Here is a 17,603-nt window from a genome sequence, read left to right on the forward strand (position 1 = left end):
TGTAGTCGTTCGAAAGGCGCTCTGCGCCTTTCGTGATGACGAGAGAGCTTTGCTCTCTCGAACCACCCGATGACGACGGCGGGTTCTTCAGCCCGCGAGGTAGCACGGTTCGCCTCACCCGAAGTCTGGCGGGATCTGTGATCCCGCTGACCTCGCGGAACTCTGTTCCGCTTAGTGTTAGCCCGTGCATGGTTCACCCTCCCGTTGTGCGATATTCTCCGAAGCGTTCAGGTCAGCGTGACGTCCACGACCACACTCCGTGCACGAAAAGTGGTCGCCATCACGGGTTCCCATCGAACCACACGCCGAACACCGCTGGCTGGTGTGGGAGGCGTCAACCTTCTCAACGCGGATACCAGCACGTTCGGCCTTGTACGTGATGAACTGTTGGAGTTGGTGGAAATGCCACGAGTGGACACCTGACCACGAACTGTTCTCACGGATGCCTTCGAGGTCTTCCATCCGAATGACGTGGTTCTCGAACTGGTCCGCGAACGTGATGAGACGACGGGAGAGTTTGTGGTTCAAGTCCGTGATTCGACGCTGTTCTTTGTCACCTACACGGTTACGTGCGCGAAGCGCACACCCGCTTCCGAAAGCGAATCGCGTAGGGAACGATATTTGCGTCGAACGTACTTCGCCTCACCACCTGACACCAGCATTGACTCGTCTTCGCCATATGCAGTCACAGCGAGGATGTGACGTTCGCCTATATCGACACCGATAGGTGTCTCACCCGACGTGTCGGCGTCGTACTCGATGTTGAACGTACAGTACCAGTCGTCGCCACGGCGGTAGACCTGTAGGCGGGTCTTGTCGGCGTTACCCTCGACCAGTCGGTCTACGGGGTCGGCAATGTCGTCGTACACCTCTATCGGGGGGTACCACCAGTGGGAGACGCACGGGAAGCCGACGACAACCGTGCCGTTCTCGGTCGTGTCGATTTCCCAGTTCTGGTTGTTGACGGCGAACGGCTGACTCTCTCGGTAGCGAACCTCTCCGTCCTTATTGTGGTCGGATTTCGCCTCTCGGATGGCTTGGTTCTGGATAGCCGAGTAGAGGTCGTTGTCAATGCTGGCCGTGGTCACTGACTTGTCGAAGTCGCCGTTCTCCCATCCATACAGAATTGTTTGGTATCACGGTAGAGGCGAGAGGCGCGTTGCCACTCTTTCCGCCGTGAGAGGGATGGGTTGTGGAACTTCGCGGTGACAGTCACCGTGACGATTACAACTGTAATTGTATATAATATCTTAAATATCTGTTGGAATATCAGGCCGTGCTATTGTCGGTAGTTTGCGTCACTTAGTGACGGCGCGTATCCACGGCCTAAAGGCCGTGGCATTGCGCCTGTTCAACCTGTAATCGAACGCCGACGCGGAGGTGCCGTTCACCTCCTGAAGTCCGCGAGATGATCAACTGCTGGTGCCGGCGGCCGTTTTATGCCCCTCGTTGGGGTGGGGACGGGCGTGACGCCAGATCCAGATCAGTGTACTCGCAGACGGATACTCGGCGCGGTCGGAGCGACCGGAGCCGTGGCGGCGTTCGGTCTCGGCGGCACCGGCGCCGGCACCGCCCAGAACGAAACCGCCGACTCGAACGCCACGGCGGGCGATGGGAGCGATGTCGACAGCCCATATACGGAGACGTATCGCAACACCATCGACTCTGTCGTCCTCGTCACCGTCTCCGGGACGGGCAGTGCTCCGGGCGGCGGTGGCGGCGGACTCGGTTCCGGATTCGTCATCGACGACCAGCACCTCGTGACGAACAACCACGTCGTCGCGAGTGCGAGCGACGACGGGATCGAAGTCCAGTTCAGCACCGAGGAGTGGCGCGCCGCGTCGATCGTCGGCACCGACAGCTACAGCGACCTCGCCGTCCTCCGCGTCGACGACATGCCCGACGTCGCGACCGGGCTCTCGTTCCTGGAATCCAAACCGGCGATCGGACAGGAAGTGCTGGCGATCGGCAACCCGCTCGGCCTCGACGCATCGGTTTCACAGGGGATCGTCAGCGGCATCGACAGATCGCTCCCCAGCCCCACCGGCTTCTCGGTTCCGGCCGCGATTCAGACCGACGCACCGATCAATCCCGGTAACAGCGGCGGTCCGCTGGTGAGCCTCGAGGGGGAGGTGGTCGGCGTCGTTTTCGCCGGGGCCGGCCAGACGATCGGCTTCGCGATCGCCGCGGTGCTGGCGAACCGGGTCGTTCCCGCGCTCATCGAGGACGGCACGTACGAGCACCCGTACATGGGGATCGGTGTCCAACCGGTCAGCCCGTCGATCGCCGACGAGATCGGGCTCGAGGAAGCCACCGGCGTGCTAGTCGTGGAAGTCGTGGCGAACTCGCCCGCGGATGGCGTCCTCGAGCCGGGGAGTACCGGTCGGCCGGGCAGCGGCGACGTGATCGTCGCCATCGACGGCACGGAGATACCGACGCAGGATCAGCTCTCGTCGTATCTCGCCCTCGAGACCTCGCCGGGCGACACGATCGAACTCGAGGTCGTTCGCGACGGCGACCGGCAATCGGTCGAACTGACGCTCGCGGAGCGGCCGGCGGCGGAACTGCCGCGGACGCCGATTCCGGGCCGCCCGGGCGAGCGGCCGCCGCTGGAGCCGTGAGGGGACATCGCGAGGCAACGCCGCGACTAGGTCCCGGTCGATCTGTACACGACGTAGACACGGGACCGTCGAGTGCAAGTCGGCGTCCACTCGCCGGCGTAATCGGTCGCGTAACGGCCGTGGTCACTGTACGGACACGAAAGACAGATAAAAGACGCCGCGCTGTGAATAGACATATATGGACGTTCCGTACGACCTCACCTCGTACGTTCGAGTGCTGAAGATGGCGACGACACCCTCCACTGAGGAGTTCCTCCAGGTATCGAAAATCGCCGGGGCGGGTATCCTGCTGGTCGGCCTTATGGGATTCCTCATCGGCGCGATCATGCTGCTCCTGCCCGGTGGTGGCGTCTAATGGGTATCTTCGCTGTCAAAACGACGGCGAGCCAGGAACGGACCGTCGCGGACATGATCATCAACCGCGAGGAGCCGGAGATCCACGCCGCGCTCGCGCCCGACTCGCTGACCTCCTACGTCATGGTCGAGGCCGAAGGCGACGCGGTCCTCAATCGCGTCCTCGAGGACATCCCGCACGCGCGGAGTATCGTCCCCGGCGAGTCTGACATTTCGGAAGTCGAACACTTCCTCTCGCCGAAGCCGGACGTCGAAGGGATCGCGGAGGGCGACATCGTCGAACTCATCGCCGGTCCGTTCAAGGGTGAGAAAGCGCAGGTCCAACGGATCGACGAGGGCAAAGACCAGGTGACGGTCGAACTGTACGAGGCGACGGTTCCGATTCCCGTGACGGTGCGGGGCGACCAGATTCGCGTGCTCGATTCCGACGAACGGTAGTTCGTCAGCCATCGGCCCGATCCGTTCCATCGCGGATCGGCCCCGACGACTCAGTGGGTGTCTCTTCTCGGCTCGTTCGCCGCAACTATCGTTCCGTCGTCAGCGCGTTTCGCAGCACTCTCGAGTCCGTACGAACCGAGAGTTCGTTTCGACCGTTCGTATATAGATACCAATATAGTATACCACAGATAAAAATTATTGCCATCTGTGCCGAAACGTAGTTCGTTCGCAGCAGATACGCGAACGATATCCAATGCCAGCACACGATCATACGAATTCGACCGCAGCGAACAGTGATTCGACGGCCCGCGTCTCGAGACGGCGGCTCCTCGGGTCGGCGGCGGCGACGATCGTCGCGAGCGCCGGCGTGAGCGTCGCGTCGGGATCGGTCGCCGCCGACACCGACGGGATCGCGGAACTCGACTTTCGGGACGGCGTCCCCGACATCACCGACGCGCCCCAGGGCGTAGCCGAGGTCGTGTTCAAGATCCACGGTTATAGTAGTTCGTCGGCCAGCGTCGAGCGGGCCGCGACGTTTCGGGAGACGGCGAGAGCAGTCGGCTACGACGAAACCGTCACAGCGGTCACCTGGGACGACAGCGGGCTGCCGACGTCGGCAATGCAAAGCGCCAGGGACACCGGAGACCTGTTCGCGACGTGGCTGGGGGACTACACCGACGCGAACCCGTCGACGACGATCCGTATCCTCGGGCACTCGATGGGTGGCATCCTCCAACTCGAAACGCTTGCGGCCATCGACGGGGCGTTCACGGTCGCGACGGCGGACAGCATCGGATCGTTCGAGACGTCCGACGCGCCCTGCGAAAACGGTCCCTTCGCCGATGCCATCCAGGCGTCGGCCGGCGCGGTTCACAACTACTACTCGAAGAACGACGGCCTCGCCAGACTGGGGAGCGGCCCGGCGGACTGCGACGGCGGATCCAGCGACGACGCTACGCCACCTAATTACCACGATATCGACGTGAGTGATTCGGTCTCCGATCACTCCGCCTACCGCAAAGAGACCGGCTGCGTGTCAGCGATCGTCGGCAACTACTGACGGCGGTTACTCGCTCGTCCGTTTCCGGCGGCGACGTGCCGACTCGCTCTCGGCGTCCCGAAAGCGGACCCGACGACCGAGCGAACCGCTACCGCTTCAGTTCCGTCGCGATCGCTTGCATGTCCGCTTCCGACTCGATCTCCTCGAGCAGTTCTTCGCGCTCCCTGACAGCCTCGGAACTGGCACCGTAGGCGCGAACGTACTCGGCGCGGCTGTGTTCGGTGAAGGCGTGTCGAATCGCGAGGTAGCCATCGGGGACGACGGTCCCACAGACCTTACACTCACGACGCTGGTGTTTCGTCGCCTGATGGACGACGGCCGACTCGACGTCCTCGAAGACTGCACCACAGCCGTCGATCCCGCATTCCCAGGCCATTCGTTACGGACACTCGAACGGCCCCCCTAATGATCCTTTCGCAGCGACGCCCCCGACCAGAAACCACCCCGAGAAACCGCTCGAACGGCGCGAGCACGAACCGGCTGATCGGTCCGCTCGATCACGGTCCCGTCGGCCGGATCGGTGACGCGATCGGGGACGCCCTCCGGTGGTCCTCGAATCAGAATTCATAACCCGGCTGTCCCGGAAGTAGTGATCGTGACCGATGGAGTGACGTTCCGAATCGACTGTCACGTGAAGGTGCTGGACGAGGCGGTCGTCGAACGGGCCAAACGGGCCGGTCTCGACGCCATCGTCTACGCACCCCACTTCACTCGCTTCCCGGAGATTCGCGACCGAGCGGCCACCTACTCCGACGACGACCTGCTGGTACTCCCCGGCCGCGAGGTGTTTACCGGCCCGTGGTGGGACCGCAAACACGTCCTCGCGATCGGGCTCGAGGCACCCGTTCCGGATTTCATTCCGCTCGAGACGGCGATGGCCGAGTTCGACCGGCAGGACGCGACGGTGCTCGTTCCGCATCCCGAGTTCGCGAACGTGAGCCTCAGCGAAGCGGATCTGCGGGCGTACGCGGACACGATCGATGCCGTCGAGATCTTCAACCCGCGGCACTTCCCGCCGGACAACCGTCGCGCACGCGAACTCGCCGAGACGCTCTCGGTGCCGCCGTTTACCTCCTCCTATGCTCACCTTCCGCGCTCCGTCGGCGTCGCCCACACCGCCTTCGACGCGGCCATCGAAGGCGAGGCCGAGTTCCGCGCCGCACTCGAGGACGGGATCGCCCGCCGCGTCGTCTACGACAACGGCCTCGATCGGTGGGCGACGACGGCCGCGGAACTCGGCCACCTCGTCTACGAGAACACCTGGAAGAAGATCGATCGTCTCTTTCTTTCGGGGACGGAACCGACCCATCCCCACCATATCGCCTACGACGGGCGGTTCGACGACGTCGCCGTCTACTGACTGCGGACCGTATCCGTGCCGCCAGTCGCACGTGGTCACGGACCAGTGTGTGAGCTGTTCTCGAGGGGCCGCCGAGTCGGAGTTCGAACGGCACTCGACGAACGGCTGCGTCCCGACACCGACGGGATCGACCGAATCGCCTACCGTTCGTCCGGCCGCTCCTCGGGGGCTCCGCTCTCCGCCCGGACCCTCGAGAGCGTCTCCGCGACCCGGTCCCAGTGGCTCCCGCGCCAGAAGTGCTGGCCGCAGTCGCGACAGTACCACACGTCGACCGCCGACGGCTCGGGCGCGTACTCCGGCGTCGACGCAGCCCGCTCGACGGGTTCGAGCGGACCGTTACACCGCCCACAGATGTCGGGATCGGCCGCCAGCGCGAGGTCGAGTCCCGCGGCGTCGAGTTCGGCGAGTTGCCCGTCGACGGCTCGGGATTCGAGCAGGATCGACTCGTCGGCGCGGTTCGCGAGGGCGACGTCTCGAGTGACGATCGTCCGGTCCTCGTCTCGAGCGACGGCGAGGACGTCCTCGTCGGCCTCGAGCCCGCGATCACCAGCGTACGCGGTGTCGTAGTTACACATCCGCAGGTACGAGACCAGGCCGCCACACATGACATCGAGGAGGATACGCGCGGGGTCGGGGCGAGATGCGGGCATTCCGGATCGGTTAGTGGAGGAACTCGCGGAGGTCGGCGAGTTTCCAGGTGTTGATCACGTCGTCCGGTTCGGCCCAGCCGCGGCGTGCCGTGTGGACGCCCCAGCGCATGTACTCGAGCGTCGCGGGCCGGTGGGAGTCAGTGTTGATCGCGATCGGTGCGCCCTCCTCGAGAGCGGCCTGGACGGCACTGCCCCAGAGGTCGAGTCGGCGGGGATCGCTGTTGACCTCGAGCGCGGTGTCGTGTTCGGCGGCGGCCGTCCCGAGCGCGGCCGCGTCGAACTCGAGACCGGAGCGCTCGTTGAGCAGGCGGCCGCTGGGATGGCCCAGCACGTCGATCGCCGGGGTCTCGATCGCGCTGACGAGCCGTTCCGTCGCGGTCTCGGCGTCCTGTCCGAGCGCGCTGTGGGTCGACGCGACGACCACGTCCAACGCCTCGATCACCGCCTCGGAGAGATCGATCTCACCCGCGGCGTCGACGTTGGCTTCGATCCCGGCGAACACCTCGATCTCGGCTTCGGCACCCACGGCGCGGATCGCGTCGACCTGTTCCAAGATTTCGGTATCGGTAAGTCCCATCCCGCCGACGATACCGGGGCCTTCCGCGTGGTCGGCGATTCCGAAATAGTCGTACCCCTGCTCCGCGGCGGCCTCGACCATCGCCTCGATCGTCGTGTTTCCGTCGGACCACTCGGTATGGCTGTGGAGATCCCCGCGGATGTCACCGCGCGTGAGCAGGTCGGGCAGGGTCCCGGCCTCGGCGGCGGCGATTTCCCCGCGATCCGTCCGAAGCTCCGGCGGAATCCACGGCAGTCCGAGCGCCTCGTACATTCCCTCTTCGGTCTCGCCTGCGACGCGGTCGCCGATCCGCTGATCCGCCTCGTGGTCCGCGATATCGCTCACATCGAAGGCACCGTACTCGTTCAGCTTCATGCCGCGATCGATCGCGTAGTTGCGCAGGCTGACGTTGTGGTCCTTGCTCCCGGTGAAGTACTGCAACGCCGAGCCGAACTCCGCGGGGACGACCACCCGCAAGTCGACGCGGCTCTCGCCGACGCGAACGCTGGCCTTCTCGGGCCCCGACTCGATCTCGTCGTCGACCGAGTCCCACGCAACGAACCGCTCGACGACCGCCTCGCCGTCTGCGGTCGCCGCGAGGACGTCCACGTCGCCGATCGTCTCGCGCCACCGGCGGATCGAGCCGGCCACCTCACACCGGTCGACCTCCGGAACCGACTCGAGGAAGGCGAGCACGTCGTCCGCGAGCGGTCGCGCCTCGCCGAGCAACTGGCGCTGGCCGACCGTCCGGGCGAACTCGAGGTTCTCGAGGATGTTCTGCTCCGTTTTCGGCCCGAACCCCGTGACCTCCTGTACCTCGCCGGCCTCGGCTGCTGCCTCGAGATCGTCCAACGTCTCGATCCCGAGTTCGCGGTAGAGTTTCCCTGCGGTCTTGGGGCCGACGCCCTCGATGCGGGTGATGTCGGCGATATCGATCGGCAGTTCGGCCCGCAGTGCCTCGAGTTCGTCGATCCCGCCGGTTTCGACGTACTCGACGATCTTCGACGAGATGGCGTCCCCGACGCCGTCGATGTTCTCGACGGCCTCGCGATCGCCGGCCTCGATCCGATCGGCGATCGGGGATGGATGCGCACGGATGTTCTCCGCCGCACGGCGGTACGCGCGGGGCTTGTACTCGACGCCGTCGGCCTCGAGCAGGTCCGCGAACTCCTCGAATCGGGCGGCCAGTTCCGCGTTGGTTGCCATCAGCGCCCCCTCCGTGCGCTGGCGTCGTCCTCCTGTCCCAGCGCCTTCTTGAGGAAGGACATCCAGCGCTTGCGGTCCTGTGCCTGCTGAACCTGCTGTTCGCGTTCCAGGTCCGTCGGCCCCAGGCTCTCGAGGGCGTTTAGCGCCCGGTCGATGCCGATGATGCTCTGCGCGAGTTCGTCGCCCACCTCGCGGCTGATATCGCCCTCCTCGATCCGCTCGAGTCGCTCGAGCCGCTCGCGTCGCAGGTTCCGCTTTGCCTGCTCGACGCGGTCGCGTTCGCCGGCCGGGATCGTCTCGCGCCGCTTGATCTCGAAGACGAACGTCCGGAGGTCGATCTCCTCCCCCTGGACCGTGATCGTCTCCGGGATGTCCGCGCCGACGGTCGCGCCCTCGCGCTCGACGCGCTCGAGCAGTTGCTTGCGCTCGTACTCTTGCACACGCCGATATGGGCGGCGGGGATGCAAAAATGTACAGTCCCGGCACGGACCGAGCGGCGACGGTGAGTCGCTCCCACTCGAGGCACGCTCACGGAATCACGCAGTTTTCCGCGGCCGGCTCTCGTCCCCCTCCTGAGTCGCCGCGATCGGTCGAAAAAATCCCGTCAGAAACCCCAAATCCCTTAGCGGCTCCCCACATACCCCCGGTCAATGGCCAAGTGCGACGTGTGTGGGAAAGACGAAAACATGCCGTACAACTGTCGGCACTGCGGCGGCACCTACTGTGCCGACCATCGGCTCCCCGAGAACCACGACTGTTCGGGGCTGCAAAACTGGAACGATCCACAGGGCGTCTTCGACAGCGGATTCGACGACGACGTCAATTCGGGCGGGAGCACGTCCCGGGCCTCGAGTCTCATGGACAAACTCCCGATCGATACCGGCCCGGGCGGGCCGCTGGCGTACTTCCGCGGGAACGCGACCTATACGTTCCTCGCACTGATGTGGCTCACGTTCATCGCCCAGTTCATCGTGGGTTTCTTCCTCGGGACCGAGACGATGCGGTCCGTGTTCGTCCTCCGACCCTACTATCCGGAGTACGTCTGGACGTGGTTCACGTCGATCTTCGCCCACGGCGGTCTCTACCACATCGCCGGCAACAGCATCGTGCTGTTCTTCTTCGGCCCGCTCGTCGAGCGCTACGTCGGCTCGAGGAAGTTCGCAATCCTCTTCCTGGTGAGCGGTGTCCTCGCGGGGCTCGGTCAGATCGCTATCCAGATACTTCAGACGCCCGTGGTAACGCCGTTAACGCCGGGCGTCGTCGGCGCCAGCGGTGCCGCACTCGCGATTATGGGCGTCCTGACGATTTTGAACCCGGGACTCAAAGTCTACCTCTACTTCATCCTCCCGGTCCCAATCTGGCTGCTGACTGCCGGCTACGCCGTCATCAGCATCACGTTCCTCTCGGGCGCTGTCGGCGGTGGCAGCGGCATCGCACACATGGCCCACCTCGTCGGCCTCGTCATCGGCCTCGCTTACGGCCAGTACGTCAAACAGAACCGGAACGTCAGCGCGCCGAACCAGCTTCAGTTCGGCGGTGGCGGTCCCGGTGGCCCGGGCGGTCCGGGTGGCCCCGGCGGTCCCGGACGCGGCCGCTTCTGAGCCGCCCGAGGGCGTTCCACGACCCCGCAACTGATTGTCTCGCGGCGTCTACCACCGCCAAACAGATGCACGACCGACGCCCCGACCTCGCTCCCGACGCCGACCTCTCGCGCGGGGAGATGGAGGCTCTCCAGCGCGAGATCGGAACCCTCGCTACATTCGAGGACGACTTCGCGTTCGACCCCGACGCCCTCTCGAACCCGCTCGCATCGACTGCGGACGGCGGAAAACCACCGGTCGTCGTCGGCGTCGACCAATCCTTTCTCACGAACGACGCGGGAGATCAGGACCGCGCGCTGAGCGCCGTCGTCGCCACCCGCGGCGGCGAGGTGATCGAGCGCGTCCACGCGGTGACGCCCCTCGAGATCCCCTACATTCCCGGCCTGCTCTCCTTCCGCGAGGGCGCGCCGATCCTGGCGGCGCTCGAGAACCTGTCCGTCGATCCCGATCTGTGCCTGTTCGACGGCAGCGGCCGCATCCACTTCCGACAGGCCGGCATCGCGACCCACATGGGCGTCGTCCGGGACGTACCCAGCATCGGCGTCGCCAAGAGCCTCCTCTGTGGCATGCCCCGAGAGGATACCGACGACCGCCCGACAGGGACGAAAATCCCGATCGAATCGAACGCGAGGGTCGACGCCCCCGACGGGACGGTGCTCGGTTACGCCGTCCAGACCCGACAGTACGACTCGCCGAATCGCTCGATCAACCCGCTCTATGTCAGCCCGGGTCACCGCGTGGGTCCCGAAACGGCGGCCGACATCGCGCTCGCACTCGCCTCGTCGTACAAACTCCCCGACCCGGTCCGACTCGCCGACAAGTACGCCGACGAGGCCAAGACATCGCTCGGGAAGTAGCCGTCTCCGCGACTCACCGCCGGTGGTCCGACCACACTCGATTCCGGCAGCTGAGACTAACCGAGGCCGACCGCGTCGGGGGCGTCCGGCGTCGGTGCCGACACCGATCAGTCCTGCGAGCCGCCAGCTATCGGCTACTGTGATGGTCCGTCGAGCGCGACAAACCGTCGATACTTAGGTATCGTCTCACGAACCGGTCACACATGACCACCGCAGCGGACGTCGAAGGGACAGCCGACGACGGGCAGGACGGTACCGTCGACGAGGACGACCGCGATCGCGAGACCACCGAGACGAGCGCCGACGAGCGCTATACGCGAAAGCAATCGGTTCTCATCACCGGGTGCTCGTCCGGCATCGGTCGCGCGACCGCCCGCGCCTTCCTCGCGGACGACTGGCAGGTCTTCGCGACGGCGCGCAACGTCGACGACATCGCGGCCCTCGAGGAAGCGGGCTGTGAAGTCCTCGAGCTCGACGTCACCGATCCCGAGCAGGTCGCGTCAGTCGTCGAGACGACCGTCGACATCGCCGGCTCGATCGATTGCGTCGTCAACAACGCCGGCTACGCCCAGATGGGACCGCTCGAGGACGTCGCGACGGTCGATCTCCACCGGCAGTTCGACGTCAACGTCTACGGCCCCCACCGGCTGACCCGCGCCGCCGTGCCGCACATGCGCGCGCAAGGTGAGGGTCGGATCGTCAACGTCTCGAGCGTTGCAGGGCGGATCTCGTTCCCCGGATCGGGCGCGTACTCGGGATCGAAACACGCCCTCGAGGCGATGAGCGATTCGCTGCGCGCCGAAGTCGACGAGTTCGATATCGATGTCGTCGTGATCGAACCCGGCCCGGTCGAGACGGACTTCACGAACCGGGTCGACGAGGAACTCCCCGACGACGAGCGCACGCCGGCTTACGAGTCGCTGTACGAACTCTACGACGAGGCACAACTGATCGGCGGCGGCAGCGGCGGCCCGTTCGCCTCCGACGCCGAGGACGTCGCCGAAGCCATCCTCGAGTCGGCGACCAGTCCGGACCCGCCGGCGCGGTATCCGGTCGGCCCGCTCGCCCAGTACGGGCTGTACGCCCGCTTCCTGCCCGATCGACTGCGCGATACCGTTTACGGACTCCTGCGGAAACTGGTCTGATCGCCGGACCGTCCCCTCGAAACCCTCATCGTTCGCCGTCGTATCGCTCCGCGGCCGACTCGAACCCCAGTTCCGACTGTTCGCGGCTGCGCCGCTCCTCGAGCGCCGCGATCGCCTCGGGATCGGGCGCGGCGTCGTCGGTGATCCGTGCCCACGAGTCGTGGACTTTCGCGTGACACCACCGACAGAGATAAACCGTGATCTCGTGGGAGAGGGTCTCCCCGTCGCGACCGTAGGAGAGGTGGTGTTCCTCGAGCAGCGGGCGCTCGTCGTCGTGGTGGGCCATTCGTTTTGCTTCGAGCCCGCAGCGCACGCATTCGCGGTCGCGATTGCGCGACCGAAAGTGCGGGCAGTCGGCCCACGTCCAGTCCGATTCGGGGTCGACCACGGGACACTCGTAGTCGTCCGCGGCGCGCTCGCGGGCGAATTCGGGGTCGTGACCGGCGTACTCGAGGGCGTATCGACACTGGCCCTCGCCGGTGAGGTAGTCACAGACGCCCGCAAAGTCGTAGGGGTCGTCGACGCCGACCGAGGTACCCTGCGGCGTTTTCTCCATCGTCGGTCGACCGCTCTTGGGGGACCGAGCAATTGAAGGTGGCGGCCAGTTACTGCACGCCGACGAATGAAAAATAGAATACGTGACGCCAGTGTTCATCAGCCATGGACCGACCGTCTCCGACGCGACTCGCCGCCGTCGTCGTCGCCAGCTGGATCGTCCTCGAAGTCGCGCTGCGATGGGGCCTCGTCCTGGCCGCCGCGAGGGTCGGCATCGATCCGAGGCTGGCCGATGCCCTCGTCTTGCTCCTCGGCTTTCCGCTGATCGCCGCAGTCCTGAGCCGGTACGTGCTCGAGCGAGGGCGGGAACCGGACCGGTGGGGATGGGAGTGGACGCCCCGCTCCCTGGGCATGGGTGTTCTCGCTGCGATCGTCGGGTTCGGACTGATCGCCGGCGCGTCGCGGCTCGACGCAGTGCTGTTCGGCCTCGGCTCGGCCGCCAGTGCTCGAGACGGACTGACGACGACGACGGCGGTCATTTTGCTCGTCGGCAACGGGCTCGTCGTGCCCATCGCGGAGGAGCAGGTCTGGCGGGGGATCGTGCAGACGGAACTCGTCGAGGCGCGGGGTGCAGCCGTCGGAATCGGGGTGACGGCCGTTCTGTTCGCGTTCAAGCACGTGATCGTCGATCTCTCGATACTCCGGCTCACGACGTTGCTGACCCTCGCCGTTCTCTTCGGGATCGTGCGCCACCGGTGGGGGACCGCCAGCAGCGCCGTGACCCACGCCCTCGTCAACACCGTCTCGACGGTCGGACTCGTCGTCGCGGCCGTCGGCTGATCACACGCGAACTCGATGGCGCTGTCGTCCCGCGGACGCCCCGTCAGCGGGAAGGTTTTTGCCGCCCCCGCTCACACTCGAGGGCGTGCGACTCGTCCACGATCCGGCTCCCGAGACTCCTTCCGGCGACGGGGCCGCCCGTTCCGTCCTTGCGACGACGGTCGATCTCGCGGATTCGATCGCGAGCCAGACGCGCGGGCTCATGTTTCGGCGGAGCGTTCCGGACGACTACGCGCTGGCGTTCCGGTTCGAGTCGGCGCAACGCCGCACCCTCCACATGCTGTTCGTCTTCGTTCCCATCGACGCCGTTTGGGTCGTCGACGACGTCGTCCAGCGCGTCGAGACCCTCCGCCCGTGGCGGGGCGTGGCTCGCGAATCGGCCGACCTGATCCTCGAACTCCCCGCCGGCGCTGCGGCCGACGTCGAACCCGGCGACCGACTCCGTCTCGAGGCCGAGTGAGCCATCGGTTCGCTCCACCCGCCGGCTGCCGCCGACGGCGATCCGGCAAAACTGGCCGCGATGGTCCCGAACCGGCGGTTTTAAGGCACCGTGATACAATGTGACGAGATACAATGGCACGTCATACGCCATCTGACGAGGATAGAGGAAGTCGGGGCGACCCGGCTGGACGTGAAATTCTCCGCCGAACGTAATCGCAGTCCCAGTACTGGACCACTCTTGCCTGTACCTCACTCCCCCGAACAGACGATCGCATCGGATCGAACAGTGCGCCTTCTCGACACGACGCTTCGCGACGGCGAACAAGCACCGGGCGTCTCGCTCTCGCCCGACGAGAAAGTCGACATCGCCCGGTCGCTCGAGCGCGCCGGCGTCGCCGTCATCGAGGCCGGCAGCGCCTGTACGGGCGCGGGTGAGCGACAGGCGATTTCGCGAGTGACCGATCTCGATCTCGACGCCCGCGTCACGAGTTTCTGTCGCGGGATGAAAGGCGACATCGACCTCGCGCTCGACTGTGACGTCGACGGGGTCCACATCGTCGTTCCCGCCAGCGACCGCCACGTCGAAGGCAAGGTGGGCACGTCCCGCGCGGACAACCTCGAGAACACCGCCGAACTGGTCGCCTACGCCACGGACCACGACCTCTGGGTCGAGGTCATCGGCGAAGACGGCTCTCGCGCGGATTTCGACTACCTCGAGGGATTGGCCGAAACCGCCCTCGAAGCGGGCGCGAACCGCTTTTGTTTCGCCGACACCGTCGGCCACACCGGGCCGGAACACACCCACGAAGCGGTCTCCCGCCTCGCCGATCTCGGCCCGGTCAGCGCCCACACCCACGACGACCTCGGACTGGGCGTCACGAACGCGCTCGCGGCCGTCTCTGCGGGTGCCGATCTCGTTCACTGTACGGTCAACGGGCTCGGAGAGCGCGCCGGCAACGTCGCCCTGGAGGAGGTCGCCATCGCTCTCTCACACGTCTACGACCTCGAGACGCTCGAACTCGAGGAACTGTACGATCTTGCACAGACAGTCTCGCGGGCGACGGGGGTTCAACTCGCGCCGAACAAGGCCGTCATCGGCGAGAACGCCTTCACCCACGAGAGCGGGATCCACACCGACGGCACGCTCAAAGACGACAAGATGTACGAGCCCTACGCGCCCGAGACCGTCGGGCGCGAGCGCCGGCTCGCGCTGGGGAAACACACCGGCCGCGCGGGCGTCGCGGCGACGCTCGAGGAACACGGCGTCGACGCCGACGACGACGAGATCGCCGAAATCGCGACTCGCGTGACCGAACTCGGCGACCGGGGCCGCCGGGTGACCGACGCCGATCTGCTCGCCATCGCCGAGGATGTCACCGGCGATGACCGCGAGCGCGTCGTCGAGCTGCTCGATCTCACCGCCACCAGCGGCGGCGCCGTCCCGACCGCCAGCATTCGACTCGATGTCGACGGCGAGGAGCGCGTCGCCAGCGGCACCGGGTCCGGCCCCGTCGACGCCGCCGTCTCCGCTATCCGCGAGGCGCTCGGCTCGATGGCCGACGCCGAACTCGAGTCCTATCACGTCGACGCGGTGACCGGCGGGACGGACGCCGTCGTCACCGTCGAAGTGACGATGGTTCGGGACGACCGCTCGGTGACGGTCGCCCGCAGCGAGGCCGACATCACTCGCGCGAGCGTGACGGCGATGGTCGACGCGCTCGATCGGCTGCTCGCGGCCGATCAACAGCCGCTCACGCCGGCCGACGACTGATCGTCCCCTCCGGCCCTCGGGACTCGTCGTCGACCGGCATCGGGATCCCGTGGCACCGGTGGCGCCTCACGAGAAATCGAGGTCGACGGTCTGCTCGTCGAGGGCCTCCTGTCGCGTGTCGAGCATCCCGACGTCCGCGTACGAGACCGGCCCGGGGACCTGATGGGCTTCGGGTCCGGGTTGGTGTCCGAGGTAGGTGACGTTCGGGTTCGTTCCGATGTCCGCCAGGAGTTCGAACTGCGATTCCGGTGCGTCGACGTAGTCCCCGAAGAGCGTATCGGCGACGTCCTCTCGACTGGTCACCTCGATGTCCTGGCTCGGTCCCTCGAACCCCTCGACCGTCAGCCCGAGTTGCGTGAGCGCATCGTCGCTCTCGAGGTCGAGTCCGGTCGCTTCGATCGCGCTCACGACGTCTATCACCGTCTGCTCCTTCTCGGGCAGGGTATCGCCCGGCGGCGCTTCCTCCTCGTACTCCTCTTGGGTCATCTCGATCCCCTTCGCGAGGGCGATCGTCTCTGTGGTAAGACCGTCGACGGCCTCGACAATGGCGTCGAGAGTCGGATCGACCCCCGCAAGCGACGATTCGATCGAATTCGGCGACGGCAACTCCGTGAACAGGTTGATGATCGTTCGCGCTCGGGCCGGGTTCTCCTCGTATCGCTGCGGGTCACTCGCGGGATTGTTCTTGTCCCCGAACTGAATGACGTTCGGCGGACAGGCCTGCTCACAGGCGCTCGTGCCGATCAGTTCCTCGCCGGCATTGCCGTCCTGACGAGCCGGATCGAAGACGCACTTCGACATGACGCCGCGGGGAGCGCGACGACTGACCGGCCGGCCGCGCTTATCGTAGATTCCCTCCGAGTCGAGTTCCGACCGGTCGACGTCGGGATCGTCCCACTGGAAGTAGTTGACACCGTAGGGACAGGCCACCTGACAGTAGCGACAGCCGATACAGACCTCGTAGTCGGTCAACACCAGCCCGCCTTCGTCGCGCGTGTGGCGAGCCGTCGTCGGACACACCTTTTCGCACGGTGCGTCGGTACAGTGCTGACAGGGTCGGACGAGGTAATTGAACTCCTGGACGACCGGATTGTCCGAACACTCGCCGGGCTCGACATCGACGGTACCGGGATCCGGGGACTCGACCTCGCCGTCTTCGTAGGCGAGCACGTACATCCAGTTCGCGCCCTCGTCCCAGTTGTGTTCCTGATTACAGGCGGTCACGCAGGCCAGACACCCGTCGCAGTGCTCGAGGTCGATCGTCATGCCCCACTGCGTCCCCTCGTCCGCGCCCTCGACTTCCCCCGCCGTTTCCTCGACGGACCGGGCCGGCGCTTGCTGGTCGACCGCGCCCCAACCGAGGCTCGCGAACCCCATCCCCGCCCCCGCCTTTTTGAGCATCTCCCGACGGGACTCGTCGCCACTGGCGAGGCCCACGAGCGTCGACCCGATCCCACCGTCCTCGCCGTCCTCATCGTCCGGACTGGCGACCGGTCGTTCGTCCTCGCCGAACTCCGCCATCACGTCGTCGTGATACCGGTCGTAGAACTCCGCCTCCGAGAGGTCCCCGTTCGTGACCCGCATGGCGTCCCGTCCCATCTCCATCCCGAGTTCCGCATCGTACTCCGTCTCCTCGAGCAGGTCCTCGAGATCGTCCTGCCACGACTCGCCGAGGGGATGAAACACTTCCTCGTCCGGCGGTTCGTCGTCGGCGCTCATCGTCCCCACCGCGTTCGAGTTGCTGTCTCCGGAGTGGCAATCATTGTGGCTCCTGTCACCACACAATTGGAAGTATTCGCATAGAGACCCTGCTTGCGAGTGATGGGGTCCCGGACGCCGTCTCGATGGTCTCGCTGGCTCGCCGGATCGGGGGAGGAACGGACAGTACTGAATGCTCCGCGCTACGCGATCGAGCGTCCGTGAAATCGAGGCTCGGCCGCCGCGGGGACAGCACCGCGCGTTGGCGGCCCGTTGCGACGTGCCCCTCTCGAGAGAGACCTGTGTCGGACTGCACCACCGGCACTCGATGCGTGCCGCACGCACCGCTCATCGGTTTGGTGGTGGAAAAGCGCCGAGAGGGAGATTTGAACTCCCGAGTCCGTGAGGACAGTAGATTTCGAATCTACCGCCTTGGCCGGGCTAGGCTATCTCGGCTCACTCTCACGTACCCGGGTGACCTTTTTACCGGTTTCGATTTCCGGTCCCCCT

18 protein-coding genes, 1 tRNA gene and 1 pseudogene are annotated in these 17,603 nt (G+C 65.8%); 11 read left to right on the top strand and 9 right to left on the bottom strand.

The window, feature by feature from the left end; genetic code table 11:
* Positions 1-190 (bottom strand): hypothetical protein (locus tag ALTAJ2_RS19940; RefSeq protein ID WP_204367385.1); only part of this gene is annotated, 190 nt, incomplete at its 3' end.
* Positions 178-1,225 (bottom strand): annotated as a pseudogene (locus ALTAJ2_RS06895) (RNA-guided endonuclease InsQ/TnpB family protein). The pseudogene ALTAJ2_RS06895 and the gene ALTAJ2_RS19940, both read right to left, overlap by 13 nt.
* Before the next feature lie 307 nt (positions 1,226-1,532).
* Here ALTAJ2_RS06895 and ALTAJ2_RS06900 point away from each other — a divergent pair.
* The 4 genes from ALTAJ2_RS06900 to ALTAJ2_RS06915 all read left to right on the top strand — a co-directional run bounded on the left by ALTAJ2_RS06900 (position 1,533) and on the right by ALTAJ2_RS06915 (position 4,473).
* Positions 1,533-2,621 (top strand): S1C family serine protease, encoded by a 1,089-nt coding sequence (locus ALTAJ2_RS06900; RefSeq protein WP_007109344.1) that lies wholly within the window; start codon positions 1,533-1,535, stop codon positions 2,619-2,621.
* A gap of 178 nt (positions 2,622-2,799) precedes the next feature.
* A complete protein-coding gene (locus tag ALTAJ2_RS06905) occupies positions 2,800-2,976 on the top strand; it encodes a protein translocase SEC61 complex subunit gamma (RefSeq protein ID WP_006184565.1) in 177 nt (58 codons plus the stop codon).
* Positions 2,976-3,413 (top strand): transcription elongation factor Spt5, encoded by a 438-nt coding sequence (locus ALTAJ2_RS06910; protein ID WP_007109343.1) that lies wholly within the window; start codon positions 2,976-2,978, stop codon positions 3,411-3,413. The genes ALTAJ2_RS06905 and ALTAJ2_RS06910 overlap by 1 nt, the downstream gene beginning before the upstream one ends.
* Before the next feature lie 253 nt (positions 3,414-3,666).
* Positions 3,667-4,473 carry an alpha/beta hydrolase gene (locus ALTAJ2_RS06915; RefSeq protein ID WP_049900332.1) on the top strand — a complete coding sequence of 269 codons (807 nt, stop codon included), beginning with the start codon at positions 3,667-3,669 and terminating at the stop codon, positions 4,471-4,473.
* Between the two features lie 88 nt (positions 4,474-4,561).
* Here ALTAJ2_RS06915 and ALTAJ2_RS06920 read toward each other — a convergent pair whose 3' ends face one another.
* Complete coding sequence (locus ALTAJ2_RS06920) at positions 4,562-4,849, bottom strand: DUF7565 family protein (protein WP_006184562.1); 288 nt, start codon at positions 4,847-4,849, stop codon at positions 4,562-4,564.
* A 231-nt stretch (positions 4,850-5,080) separates the two neighbouring features.
* On the opposite strand from ALTAJ2_RS06920, the gene ALTAJ2_RS06925 reads away from it, so the two are divergent.
* On the top strand, positions 5,081-5,833 hold the full coding sequence (locus tag ALTAJ2_RS06925) for a PHP domain-containing protein (protein WP_007109341.1): 753 nt from the start codon (positions 5,081-5,083) through the stop codon (positions 5,831-5,833).
* A gap of 140 nt (positions 5,834-5,973) precedes the next feature.
* On the opposite strand, the gene ALTAJ2_RS06930 is transcribed toward ALTAJ2_RS06925, so the two are convergent.
* The 3 genes from ALTAJ2_RS06930 to ALTAJ2_RS06940 are packed head-to-tail and all read right to left on the bottom strand — an operon-like array spanning position 5,974 to position 8,685.
* Positions 5,974-6,483 (bottom strand): Mut7-C RNAse domain-containing protein, encoded by a 510-nt coding sequence (locus tag ALTAJ2_RS06930; protein ID WP_081603360.1) that lies wholly within the window; start codon positions 6,481-6,483, stop codon positions 5,974-5,976.
* Between the two features lie 10 nt (positions 6,484-6,493).
* Positions 6,494-8,245, bottom strand: coding sequence for a DNA polymerase/3'-5' exonuclease PolX (gene polX, locus ALTAJ2_RS06935; protein WP_007109339.1), 1,752 nt, complete (start codon positions 8,243-8,245; stop codon positions 6,494-6,496).
* Positions 8,245-8,685: a DUF5788 family protein gene (locus ALTAJ2_RS06940; RefSeq protein WP_007109338.1), complete on the bottom strand. Its 441-nt coding sequence runs from the start codon at positions 8,683-8,685 to the stop codon at positions 8,245-8,247. The genes polX and ALTAJ2_RS06940 overlap by 1 nt, the downstream gene beginning before the upstream one ends.
* 210 nt (positions 8,686-8,895) lie before the next feature.
* Here ALTAJ2_RS06940 and ALTAJ2_RS06945 point away from each other — a divergent pair, with 210 nt between their 5' ends.
* From ALTAJ2_RS06945 to ALTAJ2_RS06955, 3 genes are all read left to right on the top strand, one after another.
* A complete protein-coding gene (locus tag ALTAJ2_RS06945) occupies positions 8,896-9,846 on the top strand; it encodes a rhomboid family intramembrane serine protease (RefSeq protein ID WP_081603359.1) in 951 nt (316 codons plus the stop codon).
* A 65-nt stretch (positions 9,847-9,911) separates the two neighbouring features.
* Positions 9,912-10,703, top strand: coding sequence for an endonuclease V (locus tag ALTAJ2_RS06950; RefSeq protein WP_007109336.1), 792 nt, complete (start codon positions 9,912-9,914; stop codon positions 10,701-10,703).
* Positions 10,704-10,906: 203 nt separating this feature from the next.
* On the top strand, positions 10,907-11,848 hold the full coding sequence (locus tag ALTAJ2_RS06955; protein ID WP_007109335.1) for an SDR family oxidoreductase: 942 nt from the start codon (positions 10,907-10,909) through the stop codon (positions 11,846-11,848).
* A gap of 25 nt (positions 11,849-11,873) precedes the next feature.
* Here the strand turns inward: ALTAJ2_RS06955 and ALTAJ2_RS06960 are convergent, their stop codons facing one another.
* On the bottom strand, positions 11,874-12,404 hold the full coding sequence (locus tag ALTAJ2_RS06960; RefSeq protein ID WP_007109334.1) for a DUF7097 family protein: 531 nt from the start codon (positions 12,402-12,404) through the stop codon (positions 11,874-11,876).
* A gap of 104 nt (positions 12,405-12,508) precedes the next feature.
* Between ALTAJ2_RS06960 and ALTAJ2_RS06965 the strand changes: the two genes are divergently transcribed.
* The 3 genes from ALTAJ2_RS06965 to ALTAJ2_RS06975 all read left to right on the top strand — a co-directional run bounded on the left by ALTAJ2_RS06965 (position 12,509) and on the right by ALTAJ2_RS06975 (position 15,395).
* Positions 12,509-13,183, top strand: a complete 675-nt coding sequence (locus ALTAJ2_RS06965) for a CPBP family intramembrane glutamic endopeptidase (protein WP_007109333.1) — start codon at positions 12,509-12,511, stop codon at positions 13,181-13,183.
* Positions 13,184-13,268: 85 nt separating this feature from the next.
* Entirely contained in the window at positions 13,269-13,643 is a 375-nt protein-coding gene (locus ALTAJ2_RS06970) for a DUF192 domain-containing protein (protein ID WP_007109332.1), read from the top strand.
* 219 nt (positions 13,644-13,862) lie between these two features.
* On the top strand, positions 13,863-15,395 hold the full coding sequence (locus ALTAJ2_RS06975; protein WP_081603358.1) for a (R)-citramalate synthase: 1,533 nt from the start codon (positions 13,863-13,865) through the stop codon (positions 15,393-15,395).
* Between the two features lie 66 nt (positions 15,396-15,461).
* On the opposite strand, the gene ALTAJ2_RS06980 is transcribed toward ALTAJ2_RS06975, so the two are convergent.
* Positions 15,462-17,114, bottom strand: a complete 1,653-nt coding sequence (locus ALTAJ2_RS06980; protein ID WP_007109330.1) for a 4Fe-4S ferredoxin N-terminal domain-containing protein — start codon at positions 17,112-17,114, stop codon at positions 15,462-15,464.
* Between the two features lie 350 nt (positions 17,115-17,464).
* A tRNA-Ser gene (locus ALTAJ2_RS06985) sits at positions 17,465-17,549 on the bottom strand.
* Positions 17,550-17,603: the final 54 nt, after the last annotated feature.

The organism is Natrinema altunense (assembly GCF_000731985.1).
GTDB classification, from domain to species: domain Archaea; phylum Halobacteriota; class Halobacteria; order Halobacteriales; family Natrialbaceae; genus Natrinema; species Natrinema altunense.